This window comes from Clostridium sp. Marseille-Q7071 (assembly GCF_965112025.1).
This window is the reverse complement of sequence record NZ_CBCOPR010000001.1, coordinates 1,324,237-1,340,780: the sequence shown is the minus strand read 5'-3', so window position 1 is coordinate 1,340,780 and position 16,544 is coordinate 1,324,237. Positions and strand designations below refer to the sequence as shown.

The following is a 16,544-nucleotide window of genomic DNA, read 5'->3' as shown; positions in this document are numbered from 1 at the left end:
TTTAAACTAATAAAGCTTAACATCCTATTATTTTTATGCTCAATATGATTTTAAAATAATCTTAAACTTTTTATTGTTAACTTTATATAATTTCTATCTCGTAAATATCCATGTATCTTTATCACTTAATTTGCTATTAAAAATATATCCATCTGTATCAAAATCTTTTATTTCCTCCACTTTATCGATATGGTTTTTTATAATATAAGAAACCATAAGTCCCCTAGCAGTTTTTGCTTTCATTCCTATTACCTTGTATTGACCATTCCTATTCTCTTTAAAAACTATATTTAAAATTTTATATTCTTCACTCAATTTTTTCAGATTAATACTCTTTGAATATTCTTCTGAAGCAAGATTAACAATAGCCTTTTCATTATGATTTTTAATTTCTTCCTGCAATACAGATGTTATTTTTTCACCCCAAAATTTATACAAATTATCTCCATAAGAATTTTTTAACTTTGTACTCATTTCTAGTCTATATTCTTTTATTAAATCTAAGGGTTTAAGTATACCATAGAGACCAGATATAATTCTTAAATGATCCTGTGCAAACTCTATTTCTTTTTCTGAGAAATCTACAGGATTCATGGATTTATAAACTTGTCCATTGTAAGCAAATATTGCTTGCTTAGCTTTATTACTTTCTTTAAATTTATTAAATCTTTCTATATTTAAGTCAGCAATATTTTTGCTCACTTTCATTAATTTCATAATATCGTAAGAATTCATTGTTTTTAGCTCTTCTATAAGCTCATTGCATTGAACTAAGAACTTTGGCTTTGTAGATTTCTCCAACATTAAAGTTGAATCAAAATTTAATGACTTTGCTGGAGATATTATTGTTATCATTTTCATCACCTCAATAATAATTATACTAAAAATTATATAAATCTCTAATATTTTTTAAATCTTTATATTACATTTAGATCAATTAACTTTTTTTACTTTTTATACATTTGTCGAAAATATATTGATATTATTTTAACAAAATATATTGCATTTTTCTTCCCATATGCTACAATATAATTAGTTAAAAAAATAACAAACTATTTTTGGGGGTAATTTACATGAGTAAAACAGAAAACCTAAATACTACTGAAGACAAAAATTTAGAGGTTAAGACTCCTAGTACACAAGAATCTATAGATTTATTAGTAAATAGAGCTAGAAAAGCTTATAATGAATTCTTAAATCTTAACCAAGAACAAATAGATAATATAGTAAAAAAAATGACCTTAGCTGCTCTTGCAGATCATAGAAAGTTAGCTAAAATGGCTGTTGACGAAACCGGAATGGGCATATATGAAGACAAAATAACTAAAAATATTTTTGCGTCTGAATATGTATATCATAGCATAAAAAAGATGAAAACTGTTGGAATTATAAATGATAATGATGAAGAAGATTGTATGGATGTTGCTGAACCTATCGGTGTTATAGCAGGTGTTACCCCTACTACAAATCCTACATCCACAACAATTTTCAAATCTCTTATTTCTATAAAAACTAGAAATCCTATAATTTTTAGTTTCCATCCTAGAGCTCAACAATGTAGTGCTGAAGCAGCAAGAATAGTTAGAGATGCCGCAATAGAAGCTGGAGCACCTGAGAACTGCATTCAATGGATTGAAACACCATCAATTGAAGCTTCTCAAATGCTAATGAATCATTCTGGCGTTGATATGATTTTAGCAACAGGTGGACCAGGAATGGTTAAATCAGCTTATTCCACTGGCAAACCTGCTTTAGGCGTTGGGGCTGGAAATGTTCCATGTTATATTGAAAAAACAGCAAATTTAAAAAGGGCAGTTAACGACTTAGTTATGAGTAAATCCTTTGATAATGGTACAATTTGTGCTTCCGAGCAAGCAGTTATAATTGATAGAGATGTTTCAGAAGAAGTTATTCAACTTTTAAAAGAATATAATTGTCATATACTTAACAAAGATGAAATGGATAAATTGGAAAAACTAGCAATAAACCCAAAATCTTGTTCTATGAATGCCGAGATAGTTGGCCAGCCAGCAACAAAGATTGCTAAAATGATATCAATTGACATTCCACAAACTACCAAAATATTGATAACTCCATTGGAAGGAATAGGACCAAAATATCCACTTTCAAGAGAAAAGTTAAGCCCAATACTATCAATGTATATTGTAGATAGTACTGAGGAAGGAATTAAAAAATGTGAAGAAATGATAGAGTTTGGTGGACTAGGTCACTCTGCTGTAATTCATACATCAAATGAAAAAGTTATAGAGGAATTCTCAAAAAGAGTTAAGGTTGGAAGAATCATTGTAAACTCTCCATCTTCTCAGGGAGCTATAGGTGATATTTATAATACAAATATGCCTTCATTAACTTTAGGCTGTGGTACTATGGGTAGAAATTCAACTACTCAAAATGTTAGTGCACAAAACCTTATAAATATTAAAAAGGTAGCAAAAAGGAGAGTTAATATGCTGTGGTTTAGAGTGCCTGAAAGAATTTATTTTGAACCAGGCTCATTGCAATACTTGGAGAAATTAGAAGGAAAGAAAGCATTTATCGTTGCAGATAAATTTATGGATAAATTAGGATATGTTTCAAAAGTAATGTATCACTTAAAGAAAGCTAATATGGACATTAATGTATTCTTAGACGTTGAACCAGATCCATCTACAGAAACAGTTATGAAAGGTACAGATCAAATGAGAAGCTTTGAACCTGATGTTATTATAGCCCTTGGAGGAGGTTCTGCAATGGATGCTGCTAAGGGAATGTGGTTATTCTATGAAAATCCTAACATTGAATTTGATGGATTAAAACTTAGATTTATGGATATAAGAAAGAGAGCTTTTAAGTTCCCTAAATTAGGTAGAAAAGCTAAAATGGTAGCTATTCCAACCACATCTGGAACTGGTTCTGAAGTTACTGCTTTTGCAGTTATTACAGATAAAGCAAATGGAGTTAAGTATCCATTAGCAGATTACGAGCTAACTCCTGACATCGCTATAATTGATCCAGAACTAGTTATGACCGTTCCACCTTCAGTTACTGCTGACACTGGAATGGATGTATTAACTCATGCTATAGAAGCATATGTTTCCGTTATGGCTTCTGATTATACAGATGGATTAGCACTTAAAGCTATAGAATTGGTATTTAAATACCTACCAATAGCTTATAAAGATGGTTCCAATGCACTAGCTAGAGAAAAGATGCACAATGCTTCTTGCATAGCAGGGATGGCATTTACTAATGCCTTCTTAGGTGTTAACCATAGTATAGCTCATAAATTAGGTTCTGAGTTCCATATACCACACGGAAGAGCTAACGCTATAATGCTTCCTCATGTTATTAAATATAATGGAAGTAATCCAAGTAAGTTAGTATCTTTCCCTAAATATGAATACTACATGGCACCAGAAAAATATAGGCAAATTGCTAAACACTTAGGACTTCCATGCTCTACTAAGGAAGAAGGTATTGAAAGTTTAATTAATGCTATAAAAGATTTAATGAATGAACTTAATGTATCTTCTACATTATCAGAATGTGGTGTTACAAAAGATCATTTAGATTCAGTTATCTATAACCTTGCTGATGAAGCCTTTGAAGATCAATGTACAACTGCAAATCCAAGACTTCCATTAGTTAAGGAGATTATAGAATTAATTCAAAACGCATACTAAATAAATTCCCCATGAAAATATTTATTCAAGTATGAATGCTACTCTGTTAGACCTTAAAGAAAAAAGCATGATGAAAAATCATGCTTTTTTCAATTGGTAATTAATCCAAAGTTTCATATATAAGCATTCCATTTATTATAGGAAGTACATTTATCACAGGTACTTCATAAGGATGTACTTTTTTTATTACTTCTACAATTTCTTTTATTAATTGTCTTTTGCAGCAAAATTCAACCTTTGCTTCTTCTGCCTCACAAATTTCTCCTACCTCACCATTAAAAGGATTAGCACCTTCTAGTGGTCTCCATGATCCTACAACCATAGAATAACTCATACAATTATCATAATTTCCTCCTATAGTTAATGCCCCTATTTCATTTAATTTATATCTTAATTTATTTATATATTCCTTAGGTATAAATACTTCAACCTTTACTAAAGAAAATTCCATAGTTTTCTCCTTCTACCTCTAACTATTAAATTTATATTTTTTTTTACTTTTCCCATATAATTACCTTTTTATTATGTTTTAGCCTCACTAATAATAAATTTATCAAAATTAACATCCTTAATTTTTTATTTAAAATTGAATAATTTCTAATTTTATTTGTATCAAAAGAAAAACCTCGAAATTTTTATATGAACTAATCCCTAATTTCAGACCCGTTAAAAAAGACGTATCTGAAAAGTAATTACAATTCAATAAATTCCCAGGCTTTCACTTCATTAAACTAATTTGTATAACTAAGGGCTTTACTTCCCATACTAATCCAAACTTTTTTGAAAGTTTCTTTATCAATTTTAGAGTTTTTACTTTCTTTTAATGGATCATTATAATAAACATAATCCTTATCATATCCAGTTAAAAGAACTGCATGCTGATTAAAATGAACTTCTATAACTTTGTCTCCTTTTTTCCAAGAAGCATCCTTTGAAGGCATAGAGAAGTCATTAGTAATCCACGCTATAACAGGCCTTTTCATACTTAGGTATACTTCCAACTCACTGTAATCGCTTTTAGTTAAGTCCACTGCTTTAGGCATTATATATTGTTGCATAAGTGGCATTAATGGTTTAGGATTAACGGAATATCCTGGCGAATATTTTCCAGTAATATCTCCTACAAATCCTTCATCTGGATCTCCCCATTTGACTATTTTCCCATAGCCATCATACTCTATACTGGTAGTATCCTTTTTGACTTTATTAGCTAAGGTCATCTTATCTATTTTGACTCCCTTATATTGCAAAAGCATAGTTAAAGACGTAACTTCACATCCATTTTTAAGCTCTGGCAACTGATTTATAGGCTCTATATCAAGTATTATTTTTTCAGGTAATTTTTTTTCATTTCCTTTAAGCTCTTTTTCTTGCTTTGCCTTTATAGCTGCCAATTCTTTTTCTCTTTCTGCTTTCATTTTAGCCTCTTTTTCAGCCTTTATTTTAGCTTCTTTTTCAGCCTTTTCCTTAGCTTTTTCTTGTTCCTTCTTTTTTTTCTCTTCCTCTTTCCTCTTTTTTTCCTCTTCCTTCTGCTTTCGTTCTTCTATTTCTTCTTTTTCTATTTTAGTTAAAAATCCTTCGCTAATTTGTCCTGAAGACTTTATACTGTGTATTTGGTCTTTAATTGCACTTTCTTCAGCACTAACATTTATATAATTGTAGGAAGCTACAGATAATAAGCACAATGAGAGGATAAAAGTTATTATGGGAAACTTTCTCTTTTTCTTCATATAATTCTACCTTTCTCATGTTTTAGGCGTCTGAAAGAAAATAATGACCAAAGATGCTAGTATATTTTTTATCAGGCAAGGTGTTAGGTTCTGCCCATAGTGACACTATGGGCAGGTTCTGACAACGCAGTATGATGGAAAATAGGCTACTATAATGGTCTATTACATTTTTGAAGACGCCTTAAGGAAATAAAAAATACTTCTCTATTGAATATAACGTAATATTACTACATTTCTTTATATTGCACACTGATTATATAAAGATAGTATTAATAAATTAATTATCTATTTTTTCAATTTTAAATACATTAATTACATCTACATCAGGACAACAAATTAATACTTCACCATTATCTTTACTTCCTGGAATAGTTCCACCATATCTTAATATGTCTACATAAGGAAAAGCTACATGCATAGCCATAGGACAAAGTTTACCTCTATCACTATCAAAATCAAAACTATCTCCTATTTTATGTCCATGATGACATCCACATTTCCCCTTTTTATCTACTAAAGTAATTCTAATTTTTGGTCTTTTACTCATAGAAAATCCCCCCTCTTCCCTTATCTATTTTAATTATAGCAGACAATATAGATCAATTCACAATTCACAATGTAAAATTCACAATTGAGGTAGAAATTATTTTTTAGCAAAATAATTTCTTTAATGTACTTTTTGGCTAGCAATGTAATTGCTAATCATTCATGAAAAGTTACCTTGTAACTTCAAGAAATAATCAATTATAAATTTCTCAGTGGTAACTGAGAAATATCCACAATTGTGCATTTTGAACTGTGAATTGTAAATTCAATAGTTTCAGCTATGATACCAAAAAATATCAATTATTTTTACATATATTAATTTTAGAGCTGATATATCTATAGCTCTTCTGCTGTGACAAAAATTTCATTTATTATATTGAATACAGTTGCTAACTTTCAACTGTATAAGGTTGTAAATTGTATAAGTATTGACAACTATACTATGTTATTTTAACATAGCATCATAGATATTTTACGAATATTTGAAATAATAAAATATTCTATACTGCTAAAGATATAGATGTACCGATTTCAAATTTAATTTATATGTTCATATAATTGTGGTATTGAATTATTGGCATTCACATTAGTATAAAATTATTGACGATGAACAATTTTGGATATTTGTTAGTAATAGCTAAGAAATTTAGAATTAATTTATTTTTTAAAATATAAAATTACTTAATAATAAAAATCAATTATTCTACATATACATTGGTTTCAAAAATAGTTTAGGTATATAGATAATTGTATTATTAGTAATAATACAAGCTGAATGTCAATTTTAACAAAATTTCAAACTAAAGTCTATGTACGAAAATAATTAGTAAAGGATGGTTATAAATTATGTCTAAAAATAAAAAGTTCGTTGAAGCCATAACCTCAATGAATGAAGACTTTGCAAAATGGTATACAGATATAGTTAAAAAAGCAGAACTTGTTGACTATTCTAGTGTTAAAGGATGTATGATAATTCGTCCATATGGATATGCCATATGGGAAAATATGCAAAAAATTTTAGATGAAAAACTTAAAGCTACAGGACATGAAAATGTATATATGCCTATGTTTATCCCTGAAAGCTTGCTTCAAAAAGAGAAGGATCATGTTGAGGGATTTGCACCTGAAGTTGCCTGGGTAACTCATGGTGGATCAGAGGAGTTAACTGAAAGACTTTGTGTTCGTCCTACTTCAGAGACTCTATTTTGTGAACACTATGCTAAAATAGTTCAATCGTACAATGATTTACCTAAACTTTATAATCAATGGTGTTCTGTTGTGAGATGGGAAAAAACAACACGCCCTTTTTTAAGAACTACAGAATTTTTATGGCAAGAAGGTCATACAATACATGCTACTTATGAAGAAGCTGAAGAAGAAACAATAAATATACTGAATCTTTATGCAGATTTTTGCGAGCAAGTACTTGCTATACCTGTTATAAAAGGAAAGAAAACTGATAAAGAAAAATTTGCAGGTGCAAAATCTACCTATACAATAGAAAGTTTAATGCATGATGGTAAAGCACTTCAAAGTGGTACATCTCATAATTTCGGGGATAATTTTGCTAAAGCTTTTGATATTAAATATAGTGATAAAAATGGAAATCTACAATATGTACACGAAACCTCTTGGGGAACTACTACTAGGTTAATAGGTGCATTAATTATGGTTCATGGAGACGATAGCGGTTTAGTGTTGCCACCTAAAATAGCTCCAAAGCAAATAGTTATAGTTCCTATTGCTCAACATAAAGAAGGAGTTTTAGATAAAGCTAAAGAACTTGAAAAAAGAATCTCTAATAGCTTTAGAGTTAAACTTGACGCTAGTGATAAAATGCCTGGATGGAAATTTAATGAATATGAAATGAAAGGTGTGCCTATAAGGCTTGAAATAGGTCCTAAAGATATTGAAAATAATCAAGTTGTTCTAGTTAGAAGAGATACAAGAGAAAAACTTGTAGTTTCTATTGATGAGCTTGAAAAGGAACTTTCTAAACTCCTTGATACAATTCAGCTAGACTTACTTGAAAAAGCAAAGAATCATAGAGAATTAAAAACTTTCAATGCATTAACTTTAGAAGAATTCAAAGATATTGCTGAAAATAAACCTGGGTTTATAAAAGCAATGTGGTGTGGAGATAAAGCTTGTGAAGATAAATTAAAAGAAGAGGCAGGAGTAACTGCTAGATGTATGCCATTTAAACAAGAATCTATTTCTAATACTTGTATATGCTGTGGAAAAGAAACAGTTTCTCTAGTATATTGGGGAAAAGCTTATTAGAAGAACTAACTTAAAAAACCGTGACTAAGTTGCGGTTTTTTTGATTAGTTTTTAATCTTTAACAACATTTATCAAAAATAAGATAAATATTTTATCTAAGATAAGGAGTAATATCACCTTGGCAATACTACTATTATATGATTTTATCTTTAAAGCATAATATAAAATACAATATCATACTGATTAACTATATTTCAAAATCCCTTATATATTTTTTTATAAAATTTGTCTATAATAATAATAGTTATATTTATTAAAGGAGGTATTCTATGATTAAAGAATTTAAAGAGTTTGCACTTAAGGGCAATGTTATGGATTTAGCAATAGGAGTTATTATCGGTGGTGCCTTTGGTAAAATTGTTACTTCCTTAGTAAATGATATAATAATGCCTATAATAGGAGTATTACTTGGTGGAGTTAACTTCACATCTTTAAAATATCCTATTAGACCTGAAAGAGATGGTTTGGCAGCACTTACACTAAACTATGGAATGTTTATTCAAGCTGTTATAGATTTTTTAATAATTTCTCTTTCCATTTTTCTATTTATAAAATTTATATCTAAATTTAAACGTAAAGAAGAAGTAGAAGATAAACTAGCTGTAACTAAAATAAGCAAAGAAGAAGCATTACTTACTGAAATTCGTGACATATTAAAAGAGAAATAAAAAGCGTGACATAAATCACGCTTTTTTTTATTTAAGGCATCTGAAAGAAAATAATAGACCAAAGATGTTAGTATATTTTAAGCATATGAAATAAAATATCTAGTTAAAGATGCGAAATATATTTTGCATCAGACAAGAAGACAGGTTTTCATGATAGTTTAACTATCATGGAGTTCTGACGACGCAGTATGATACAAAATAAATGAGCATACTGACTAGTTATTTTTTTGAAGATGCCTAATTAAGGTGTTATTCTAGTTCTATCTCTTGGGAATAAGGAAGCTTCCCTTACATTTTTAAGCCCTATAAGTTGAGCTGTTAATCTTTCAAGACCTATAGCTAAACCACCATGAGGAGGCATACCAAATTTAAATAATTCCATATAATTATGAAAATTTTCTAGATTTAACCCTTTTGATATCATATTTTCTATAAGCATTTCATAATTATGAATTCTTTGACCTCCTGTAGTTATTTCAAGTCCTCTAAACAGTAAATCAAAACTATGAGTCAAATTATCCCCTTTAGGCATAGTATACATAGGCCTTTTTTCTTTGGGATAATCTGTTAAAAATATAAATTCAGAATTTAGCTTTTCTCTAGCATATTGACAAATGAGTCTTTCTCCTTCTGAGTCTAGATCTCCCTCTAAGTCAGTCTTATTATACTCCTTTTTCAATATCTCTATTGCTTCACTAAGTGTTAAAGAAGGTATTTCTTCTCCTATGAACGGTACTTCTATATTTAATATTTTTAAATATTCTTCTCCTTCTGTTTTTAACTTATTTAGCATATATCTCAAAAGTTCTGTTTCTAATTTCATAATGTCTTTTTCATCCTCAATAAATCCCATTTCAAGGTCCATACTCACATATTCATTTAAATGTCTATTAGTATTATGCTCTTCCGCTCTATAAACACTACCTACTTCAAAGACTCTCTCATAACCTGCCCCAACCATCATTTGTTTGTAAAACTGAGGGCTTTGAGCTAAATATGCTTTTTTTTCAAAATATTTAATTTCAAAAATTGCAGTTCCTCCTTCTGCACCTTCTGCTACGATTTTAGGAGTAAAAGCCTCAATGAATCCTTCTTTTATAAGATACTCTCTAAAGCCTTGAGCTAGTAATGCTTGTATTTTAAAAATTGCATTTAACACTACATTCCTTAAGCTTAAAGCTCTATTGTTTAATATGGTATCTAAATTTCCATTAATTTTATCTAAATTTACTTCTATAGGTAAATCCTCCTTTACCTCTGATATAATTTGAACATTATTTACTTGTATCTCTATAGGTGAAATCTTATTATTACTTTTCACTACTAATCCATCTATAGAAACTACTGCTTCTAACTTAATATCTTTTAAAAGTTCATTATTATCTATAATTACTTGAACCATACCAGACCTATCTCTTATTACTAAAAATGTAATCTTGCTAAGTTTTCTTATTCTATGAACCCAGCCTTTCACAGATACAATTTCATTTTCATAATTTATTAATTCATTTATCATAATTCTTTTCATATAAATCTCTCCTTTAAAATACCTTTCAATTTTTAAATCATTCACATATTAAATCAAATTTCTTCACTAAGTTAAAGAAATTTGATTTACCTTGAGAAATCAATAATTTATCATAAATGTCCATAATTATTGATACTTATAAAGTCTATTTAAAAAACTAGTTTTTTAGAATTAATTTACAATTATTCATTTTTAATTTCGATATATTAGTTTACTTAACGAAAGCTTTCTTTCCTAATAAAAATTAAAATCCCTTGAGATAAATCTCAAGGGACGAAAAATTCGTGGTACCACCCTAATTAACCTTAATATATAATTAAATTTTAAGCAGCTCACATTATGAAAATTAAAAAACTCTCACTCATTGTGCATGAGTGAGAGTATAAACTTCACGGTACCATCCTGCTTAACTTCAATTAAAAATTAAAGTCATCTCTAATCCTGTAACGTAGGAATACGTTTTATCCTATTAACTAAAATAGCGTTCAGATAAACTTCTCTGGAATGTCATTCAGCATTGTTTTTCTCATGAGGCTTCCACCATCCCTCACTCGCTTTAGATACTAACCTAATACCTACTCTTTCCTTCATAGAATTTAATAAGATTTTACTACTAAGTATCCAATTTGTCAATATAATTTTAATATTTAAAAAATAATTCTTCACTTCTCCTACAGTTTTTAATTTTACTCTATTTACTTTAACTCATTATACAAATTACATTCCATATAAAATCTATAAATTCCAGTGTATTAAATATCATTTATAATTGTAATATACTTCTTTTAACAATAATTAAATATTTGTTCTAATGTTTTTATTACAACTAGTAAAGCTCATAATAATATTTTTAATTTTCAAAAAATAAGTTTTATAATCTGTTGACTTTTAATTCTATACATTATATCCTCTAGATAATCTCTAAATTAATTAAGGGGGTATTCAAGATGAGGGGCCATGTCTTTTCCAAACGAAATATTACAATCTTTATCACATCCTTCATAGTAACTACTCTAATGAGAATAAAATCAGTAAAAACATATCTAATTCCCTTTAATGCTTGCACTGAGAATTTATATGAAACATGGTGTAGTTATATATCTTGGATGATTAGTCATAATAAACTTTTAGATTATTTTATCATTCTAATCTTACCTTCGTTATTAATTGCATTGATAATAACTTTTATACTAAATATTTTTCAAAAATAATAAAACCCTATGAGAGCTGTTGTCTTTCATAGGATTTATTAAAATTATGATTTTTAATAAATTTTTATAATTTACTTATTTTATTCTAAAATCTAATTATATTATTATAATATTTTAAATACTAACATACAATAATCATATATAAATACTTAAAAAACTACGATTAAAGGAGATATTTTATGACAGAAAAAGAAAAAATGATCAAGGGTTATCTTTATATAGCAAATGATCCTGAATTGGTAAAAGAAAGAATGAGAGCCCGAGAATTAACTAGGCTTTTTAATGATTCCTCTGAAAATGAAATAGATAAGCGTACTTCTATATTAAAAGAACTCTTTGGATCTACAGGAGAATCTCTTTATATAGAGCCCACTTTTCGTTGTGATTATGGATATAACATACATGTAGGAGAAAATTTCTATGCTAACTTTAACTGTGTTATGTTAGATGTCTGTGAAATACGTATAGGATGTAATTGCTTTATAGCTCCTGGTGTACATATATATACAGCCTCTCACCCACTTGATCCTATAGAAAGACTTAAAACTGAGTTTGGAAAACCAGTAACCATAGGAGACAGCGTTTGGATAGGTGGTAATTCTACTATAAACCCTGGTGTAACTATAGGTGATAACGTAGTTATTGCTTCTGGCTCCGTTATAGTAAAAGACATACCTAACAATGTAGTTGTTGGAGGCAATCCTGCTAAGATAATAAAAACTATAAAATAATAACTTTTATAAATATATATGTATTTATAAATATTAAAAAATATAACCTAATAGGATAGTTCTATTAGGTTATATTTTTTAATCTATAAAGTTTTTTGTCTTAAAAGTTCCTGCGGTAAATAAAGCTAATGCAAATAATACTACTATAAATGATAGCCAGACATTTCCCGTGTCAATCGATTGTAGTGCCCAATATTGAGGAGTAAATTTTGAAAATACTCTTATACCTTTAGGTAAAAGCTCTATAGGCATAAAACTTCCTCCAACAAAGCATGTAAGGGATATTATTATTTGTAGTACTATAGGTATAAGATTTTCATTTTTAATTATTCTTGTAACAAATATTCCTAAACTAAGTGCAAGTAATACTAAAAACACTATATTTAATATTATAATAGGTGCTTTATTTAGGTAGTTGTTTGAATTTATAAATAAATTTAGTAAAAATATTCCGCTATATCCTAGTGAAGATATTAAAAATAATGCTGCTAGAACTCCTCCAATTATAGTCTTAGGTTTATTTGATGTAGTAAAACTTCTTTTTAAGATATTTTGTCTTTTAAGTTCAAATAACTCCATAGAAATTCCTATAGACCCAAATAGAATAAAGCTTATAATCATATTCAAAATTATTATATCACCCATTGCTTTTTTATCTTTGCCTATTATATTTATATTATTTTTTTCATAATTTAGAGCTTCTAATGAAATGTCTTTTCCATTATTTTTAAGTTCACTTCTCAAAATCATCTTATTTATTAGGGAACTTGCACTAAACTGAAAATTTCCTGGCTCTGTACCTTCTTCTATTTTATGTGAAATAATTTGAGGTTTTTCGCCTTTAGATATTAGTTCTGAAAATTCTTCTGGAATCTCATAACATAAAGACATTCTTTTCTTCTTAACTCTTTCTATTCCTTCATCTTTTTTATAAATTTTAACTTTACTATTTTTTTGAATTTCCTTTATAAACTCTTCACCATAAACACCTTTATCACTATTTATAATTGCATATTCATTATCTGTACCAGTAATTCTATTAAATACAAATCCAAGAGTTAAAATAACTATAGCTGGCAGTAGAAAGTTTGCAATAACAATTTTTTTACTTTTAGTGATTCTTTTTAAATTACTGTTTAAAACAATTAAGAATTTCATCATTACTCCTCCCAACTAAATTTAACTCTAATAAAACTTACAATTAAAAGTACTAACGATAACATCATCATAATTACTATCTGATTTTTAGCTCCATAAATTTCTTGAGCTATAGACAAATTTTTATATGAATTTAATATCAATGAGTTTGGTGAAATATCTGAAAAAAACTTTAAAATTTTGATCTCTATTAAATCGGAATAAAAAAATACTCCACCAATTATAGCTGGTATGAATATAATGATATTCATAATAGAATTTGCTATTTTCTCACTTTTTATAAAAGAAATTATCATTCCTACTACAGCTGTTTGAAGTAAACTTTGAAGTATTATAATTATAATATTTCCTATAAAATTACCTAAGAATGCTATTCCTAATATTATATTTGCAACTACATAAACAAAATTTATAACTAATGCTAAGATAAAACAAGAAGTTAAATATCCCAAAAGATAACTTGCCCTGCTATTTGGCGTAGAAAAACTTCTTCTAACTACTCCTTGTTTTTTCTCTTTATAAAACTCTTTTATTAGAACTATAACAAGCATTATTGATGTAAAGCTAAACATTGAAATTGTATAATATTCTCTAGCTCCTAAACTTTTATAACCTTCTACCAATTTTTCTTTTATTAATGTTTCTCTATTATTTTCTTGTAATTTAAATAGTAACTTATTTATTAATTCCCCTTTTTCTACAGAGGTTAAACTTAATTTATCTACATTATCTACTACTATATTATATTGATTTATATTTTCATTAAATATTTCCATAAATCCCTTCACCATGTCTACTTGAGTATCTGATCCCTTTAATTTTTCAATATCCATGGTTTTAAAATCATCACTTATGGTTACTTTACATTGTGGCTCTTCATCTGCTACAACAGTTATAAAGCTTTTCGTTTCTTTATCCTTTAGTATTGCTGCTAAAACTTCTCCTTCTTTTGAGAATTTATCATAATTAAAAATAACCTTTATTGGTTCAAAATGACTTTTCCCTTGAAACATGTCTTCTTGCATCGCTCCATATATATAGGCCATTATCATTGGAAAAAGCAAAAAACAAATAATTGTAATTTTACCTTCTCTTAAAAATGATATTAAGTTCTTTTTAATCTGAGGAAATATTTGCATTTTTATTCCTCCTTATCCCTTAATTTTTTACCAGTTAAAGTTAAGAAGACTTCTTCTAAAGTTGGTTCTTCTATACCTATATTTTTGACTTCTACTTTATGTTTTGAAATTTCATTAAATAATTCATTAAGGGTTATCTTTTCATTGGCTATTATTTTAAGCTCTTCCCCTTTTATTTCTACTCCTCTTATGGTAGAAAGCTTCTTTATATCAAACATAAGTTTCTCTAGCTCTCCTTGAGCTTTTATTTTTATTACCTTATCGCTTATAACCATTCTTTTTAATTCTTCTTTACTCCCATAAGCAACTTCTTTTCCTAAATCAAGAATAAATATATTGTCACAGAGTGCTTCTATTTCCTCCATATAATGGGAAGTATATATTATTGTTGAATTATATTCTTTATTCATTTTCTTAACCACTTCAAAAATATGATTTCTTGATTGAGGATCTATTCCTACTGTGGGCTCATCCATAATCAAAACTTCTGGATGATGCATCATAGCTGCAGCTATATTAAGTCTTCTTTTCATTCCTCCAGAATATTTTTTTACAGGCTTTTTTATATGTTCCTGTAAAGCTGCTATTTCTAAAGCTTCATTTATTCTCTCTCTTAACATAGCCCCTCTTAGTCCATAAAGACCTCCCCAATATTCTAAATTTTCTTTAGCATTTAGATTTTCAAAAAGAGCTATTTCTTGCGGAACTAGTCCTATTTTTTCCTTTGCCTTTAAAGGTTCCTTTGATATATTGTATCCCCCTATAACTACTTCTCCTCTATCTATTTTTAAGAGTCCAACCATCAAATTAATTAAGGTAGATTTACCAGCTCCATTAGGGCCAAGTAATCCAAAAATTTCACCCTTTTCTATTCGTAAAGAAACATTGTCTATAACAAGTTTATCATTAAATCTTTTTGTTAAGTTTTTAATTTCTATAAACTTCATACTAATTACCTCCATTAACCTTATAATTCAATTATAAATTAATTTTGTCATTCTACCTATTAGCCTAGGTAATCATATTAAATGACTTAAGTCATTTAATATAGTGCTAAAAGCAAAAGAGGCTGATTATAATCAACCTCTTTAGACCTAAGTACTTTCTAAAATGTTTCAATTCTTAATTTAATATTTATTTTTATTGCCAATTATTTTAAATTTGAATGTCAAACTAAAAACTATCAGATTATAATATTACTGAGCCAAGTTATTTTTAAAAGCAAATATAGCTATCTGAGTTCTATCTCTGAGGGAAAGCTTTGAAAGTATGGTAGTTATATTGTTTTTTATAGTCCCTTCAGTTAAAAACATTTTTTCTCCTATTTCTTTATTTGATAATCCTTTAGCTATTTCCTTAATTATAGTTAACTCTCTTTCCGTTAATCCTGTTTCTTTTTTTATATACTCTGTTTTTAACTGTTCACATTGTGTTTCTTCCTTTACCATAAGCTTTGTAATAATCTCTGGATGAACTACTACATTCCCTCCATGAACTGCTTTAATTCCGCCGTATATTAAATCATAGGAACTATCTTTAAGAAGATATCCTGAAGCACCATTTTTAAGAGCCTCCTCAATATACTCTCCATCTTTAAAGGTAGTTAAAACTAAAACTTTCGTATTAGGTGCAGCTTCCTTAATTAGCTTTGTTCCAAGTACCCCGTCACATTCTTCCATCCTTATATCCATCAAAACCACGTCAACAGTATTTTCTCTGCAGAATTCATAGGCAACTCTTCCATTTTCACATATAGACAAAACCTCAATATCTTCATAGGTGGAAAGTATTATTTTTAACCCTTCTCTAATTAATTTTTCATCATCAACTATTATTATTTTTATTTTATCCATTTATTTCCCTCTCC

13 protein-coding genes and 1 other annotated feature are annotated in these 16,544 nt (G+C 28.3%); of the genes, 4 read left to right on the top strand and 9 right to left on the bottom strand.

What is annotated here, in order from left to right:
* Positions 1–93 precede the first annotated feature (93 nt).
* Positions 94–855, bottom strand: a complete 762-nt coding sequence (yaaA, locus tag ACWPW7_RS06330; protein WP_454052820.1) for a peroxide stress protein YaaA — start codon at positions 853–855, stop codon at positions 94–96.
* A gap of 218 nt (positions 856–1,073) precedes the next feature.
* Between yaaA and adhE the strand changes: the two genes are divergently transcribed.
* A complete protein-coding gene (gene adhE / locus ACWPW7_RS06325; protein ID WP_454052819.1) occupies positions 1,074–3,683 on the top strand; it encodes a bifunctional acetaldehyde-CoA/alcohol dehydrogenase in 2,610 nt (869 codons plus the stop codon).
* A 100-nt stretch (positions 3,684–3,783) separates the two neighbouring features.
* On the opposite strand, the gene cutA is transcribed toward adhE, so the two are convergent.
* From cutA to ACWPW7_RS06310, 3 genes are all read right to left on the bottom strand, one after another.
* Entirely contained in the window at positions 3,784–4,134 is a 351-nt protein-coding gene (gene cutA / locus ACWPW7_RS06320) for a divalent cation tolerance protein CutA (protein ID WP_454052818.1), read from the bottom strand.
* 280 nt (positions 4,135–4,414) lie between these two features.
* Entirely contained in the window at positions 4,415–5,413 is a 999-nt protein-coding gene (locus ACWPW7_RS06315; protein WP_454052817.1) for a C39 family peptidase, read from the bottom strand.
* 277 nt (positions 5,414–5,690) lie between these two features.
* Positions 5,691–5,960, bottom strand: a complete 270-nt coding sequence (locus ACWPW7_RS06310) for a TIGR04076 family protein (RefSeq protein WP_291565026.1) — start codon at positions 5,958–5,960, stop codon at positions 5,691–5,693.
* Positions 5,961–6,805: 845 nt separating this feature from the next.
* Here ACWPW7_RS06310 and proS point away from each other — a divergent pair.
* On the top strand, positions 6,806–8,242 hold the full coding sequence (gene proS / locus ACWPW7_RS06305) for a proline--tRNA ligase (RefSeq protein ID WP_454052816.1): 1,437 nt from the start codon (positions 6,806–6,808) through the stop codon (positions 8,240–8,242).
* 269 nt (positions 8,243–8,511) lie between these two features.
* The gene (mscL, locus tag ACWPW7_RS06300) at positions 8,512–8,910 is read left to right on the top strand and encodes a large-conductance mechanosensitive channel protein MscL (RefSeq protein WP_454052815.1); all 399 of its coding nucleotides are present in this window, start codon (positions 8,512–8,514) and stop codon (positions 8,908–8,910) included.
* A gap of 241 nt (positions 8,911–9,151) precedes the next feature.
* Here the strand turns inward: mscL and aspS are convergent, their stop codons facing one another.
* On the bottom strand, positions 9,152–10,438 hold the full coding sequence (gene aspS, locus ACWPW7_RS06295) for an aspartate--tRNA(Asn) ligase (protein ID WP_454052814.1): 1,287 nt from the start codon (positions 10,436–10,438) through the stop codon (positions 9,152–9,154).
* 266 nt (positions 10,439–10,704) lie between these two features.
* Positions 10,705–11,038, bottom strand: a binding site (T-box leader).
* 790 nt (positions 11,039–11,828) lie between these two features.
* On the opposite strand from aspS, the gene ACWPW7_RS06290 reads away from it, so the two are divergent.
* Entirely contained in the window at positions 11,829–12,380 is a 552-nt protein-coding gene (locus ACWPW7_RS06290) for a sugar O-acetyltransferase (protein ID WP_454052813.1), read from the top strand.
* A 78-nt stretch (positions 12,381–12,458) separates the two neighbouring features.
* Here ACWPW7_RS06290 and ACWPW7_RS06285 read toward each other — a convergent pair whose 3' ends face one another.
* The 4 genes from ACWPW7_RS06285 to ACWPW7_RS06270 all read right to left on the bottom strand — a co-directional run bounded on the left by ACWPW7_RS06285 (position 12,459) and on the right by ACWPW7_RS06270 (position 16,530).
* A complete protein-coding gene (locus tag ACWPW7_RS06285; protein ID WP_454052812.1) occupies positions 12,459–13,538 on the bottom strand; it encodes an ABC transporter permease in 1,080 nt (359 codons plus the stop codon).
* 2 nt (positions 13,539–13,540) lie between these two features.
* A complete protein-coding gene (locus tag ACWPW7_RS06280) occupies positions 13,541–14,677 on the bottom strand; it encodes an ABC transporter permease (RefSeq protein WP_454052811.1) in 1,137 nt (378 codons plus the stop codon).
* A gap of 2 nt (positions 14,678–14,679) precedes the next feature.
* A complete protein-coding gene (locus ACWPW7_RS06275; protein ID WP_454052810.1) occupies positions 14,680–15,624 on the bottom strand; it encodes an ATP-binding cassette domain-containing protein in 945 nt (314 codons plus the stop codon).
* Positions 15,625–15,873: 249 nt separating this feature from the next.
* Positions 15,874–16,530, bottom strand: coding sequence for a response regulator transcription factor (locus tag ACWPW7_RS06270; protein ID WP_454052809.1), 657 nt, complete (start codon positions 16,528–16,530; stop codon positions 15,874–15,876).
* Positions 16,531–16,544 lie beyond the last annotated feature (14 nt).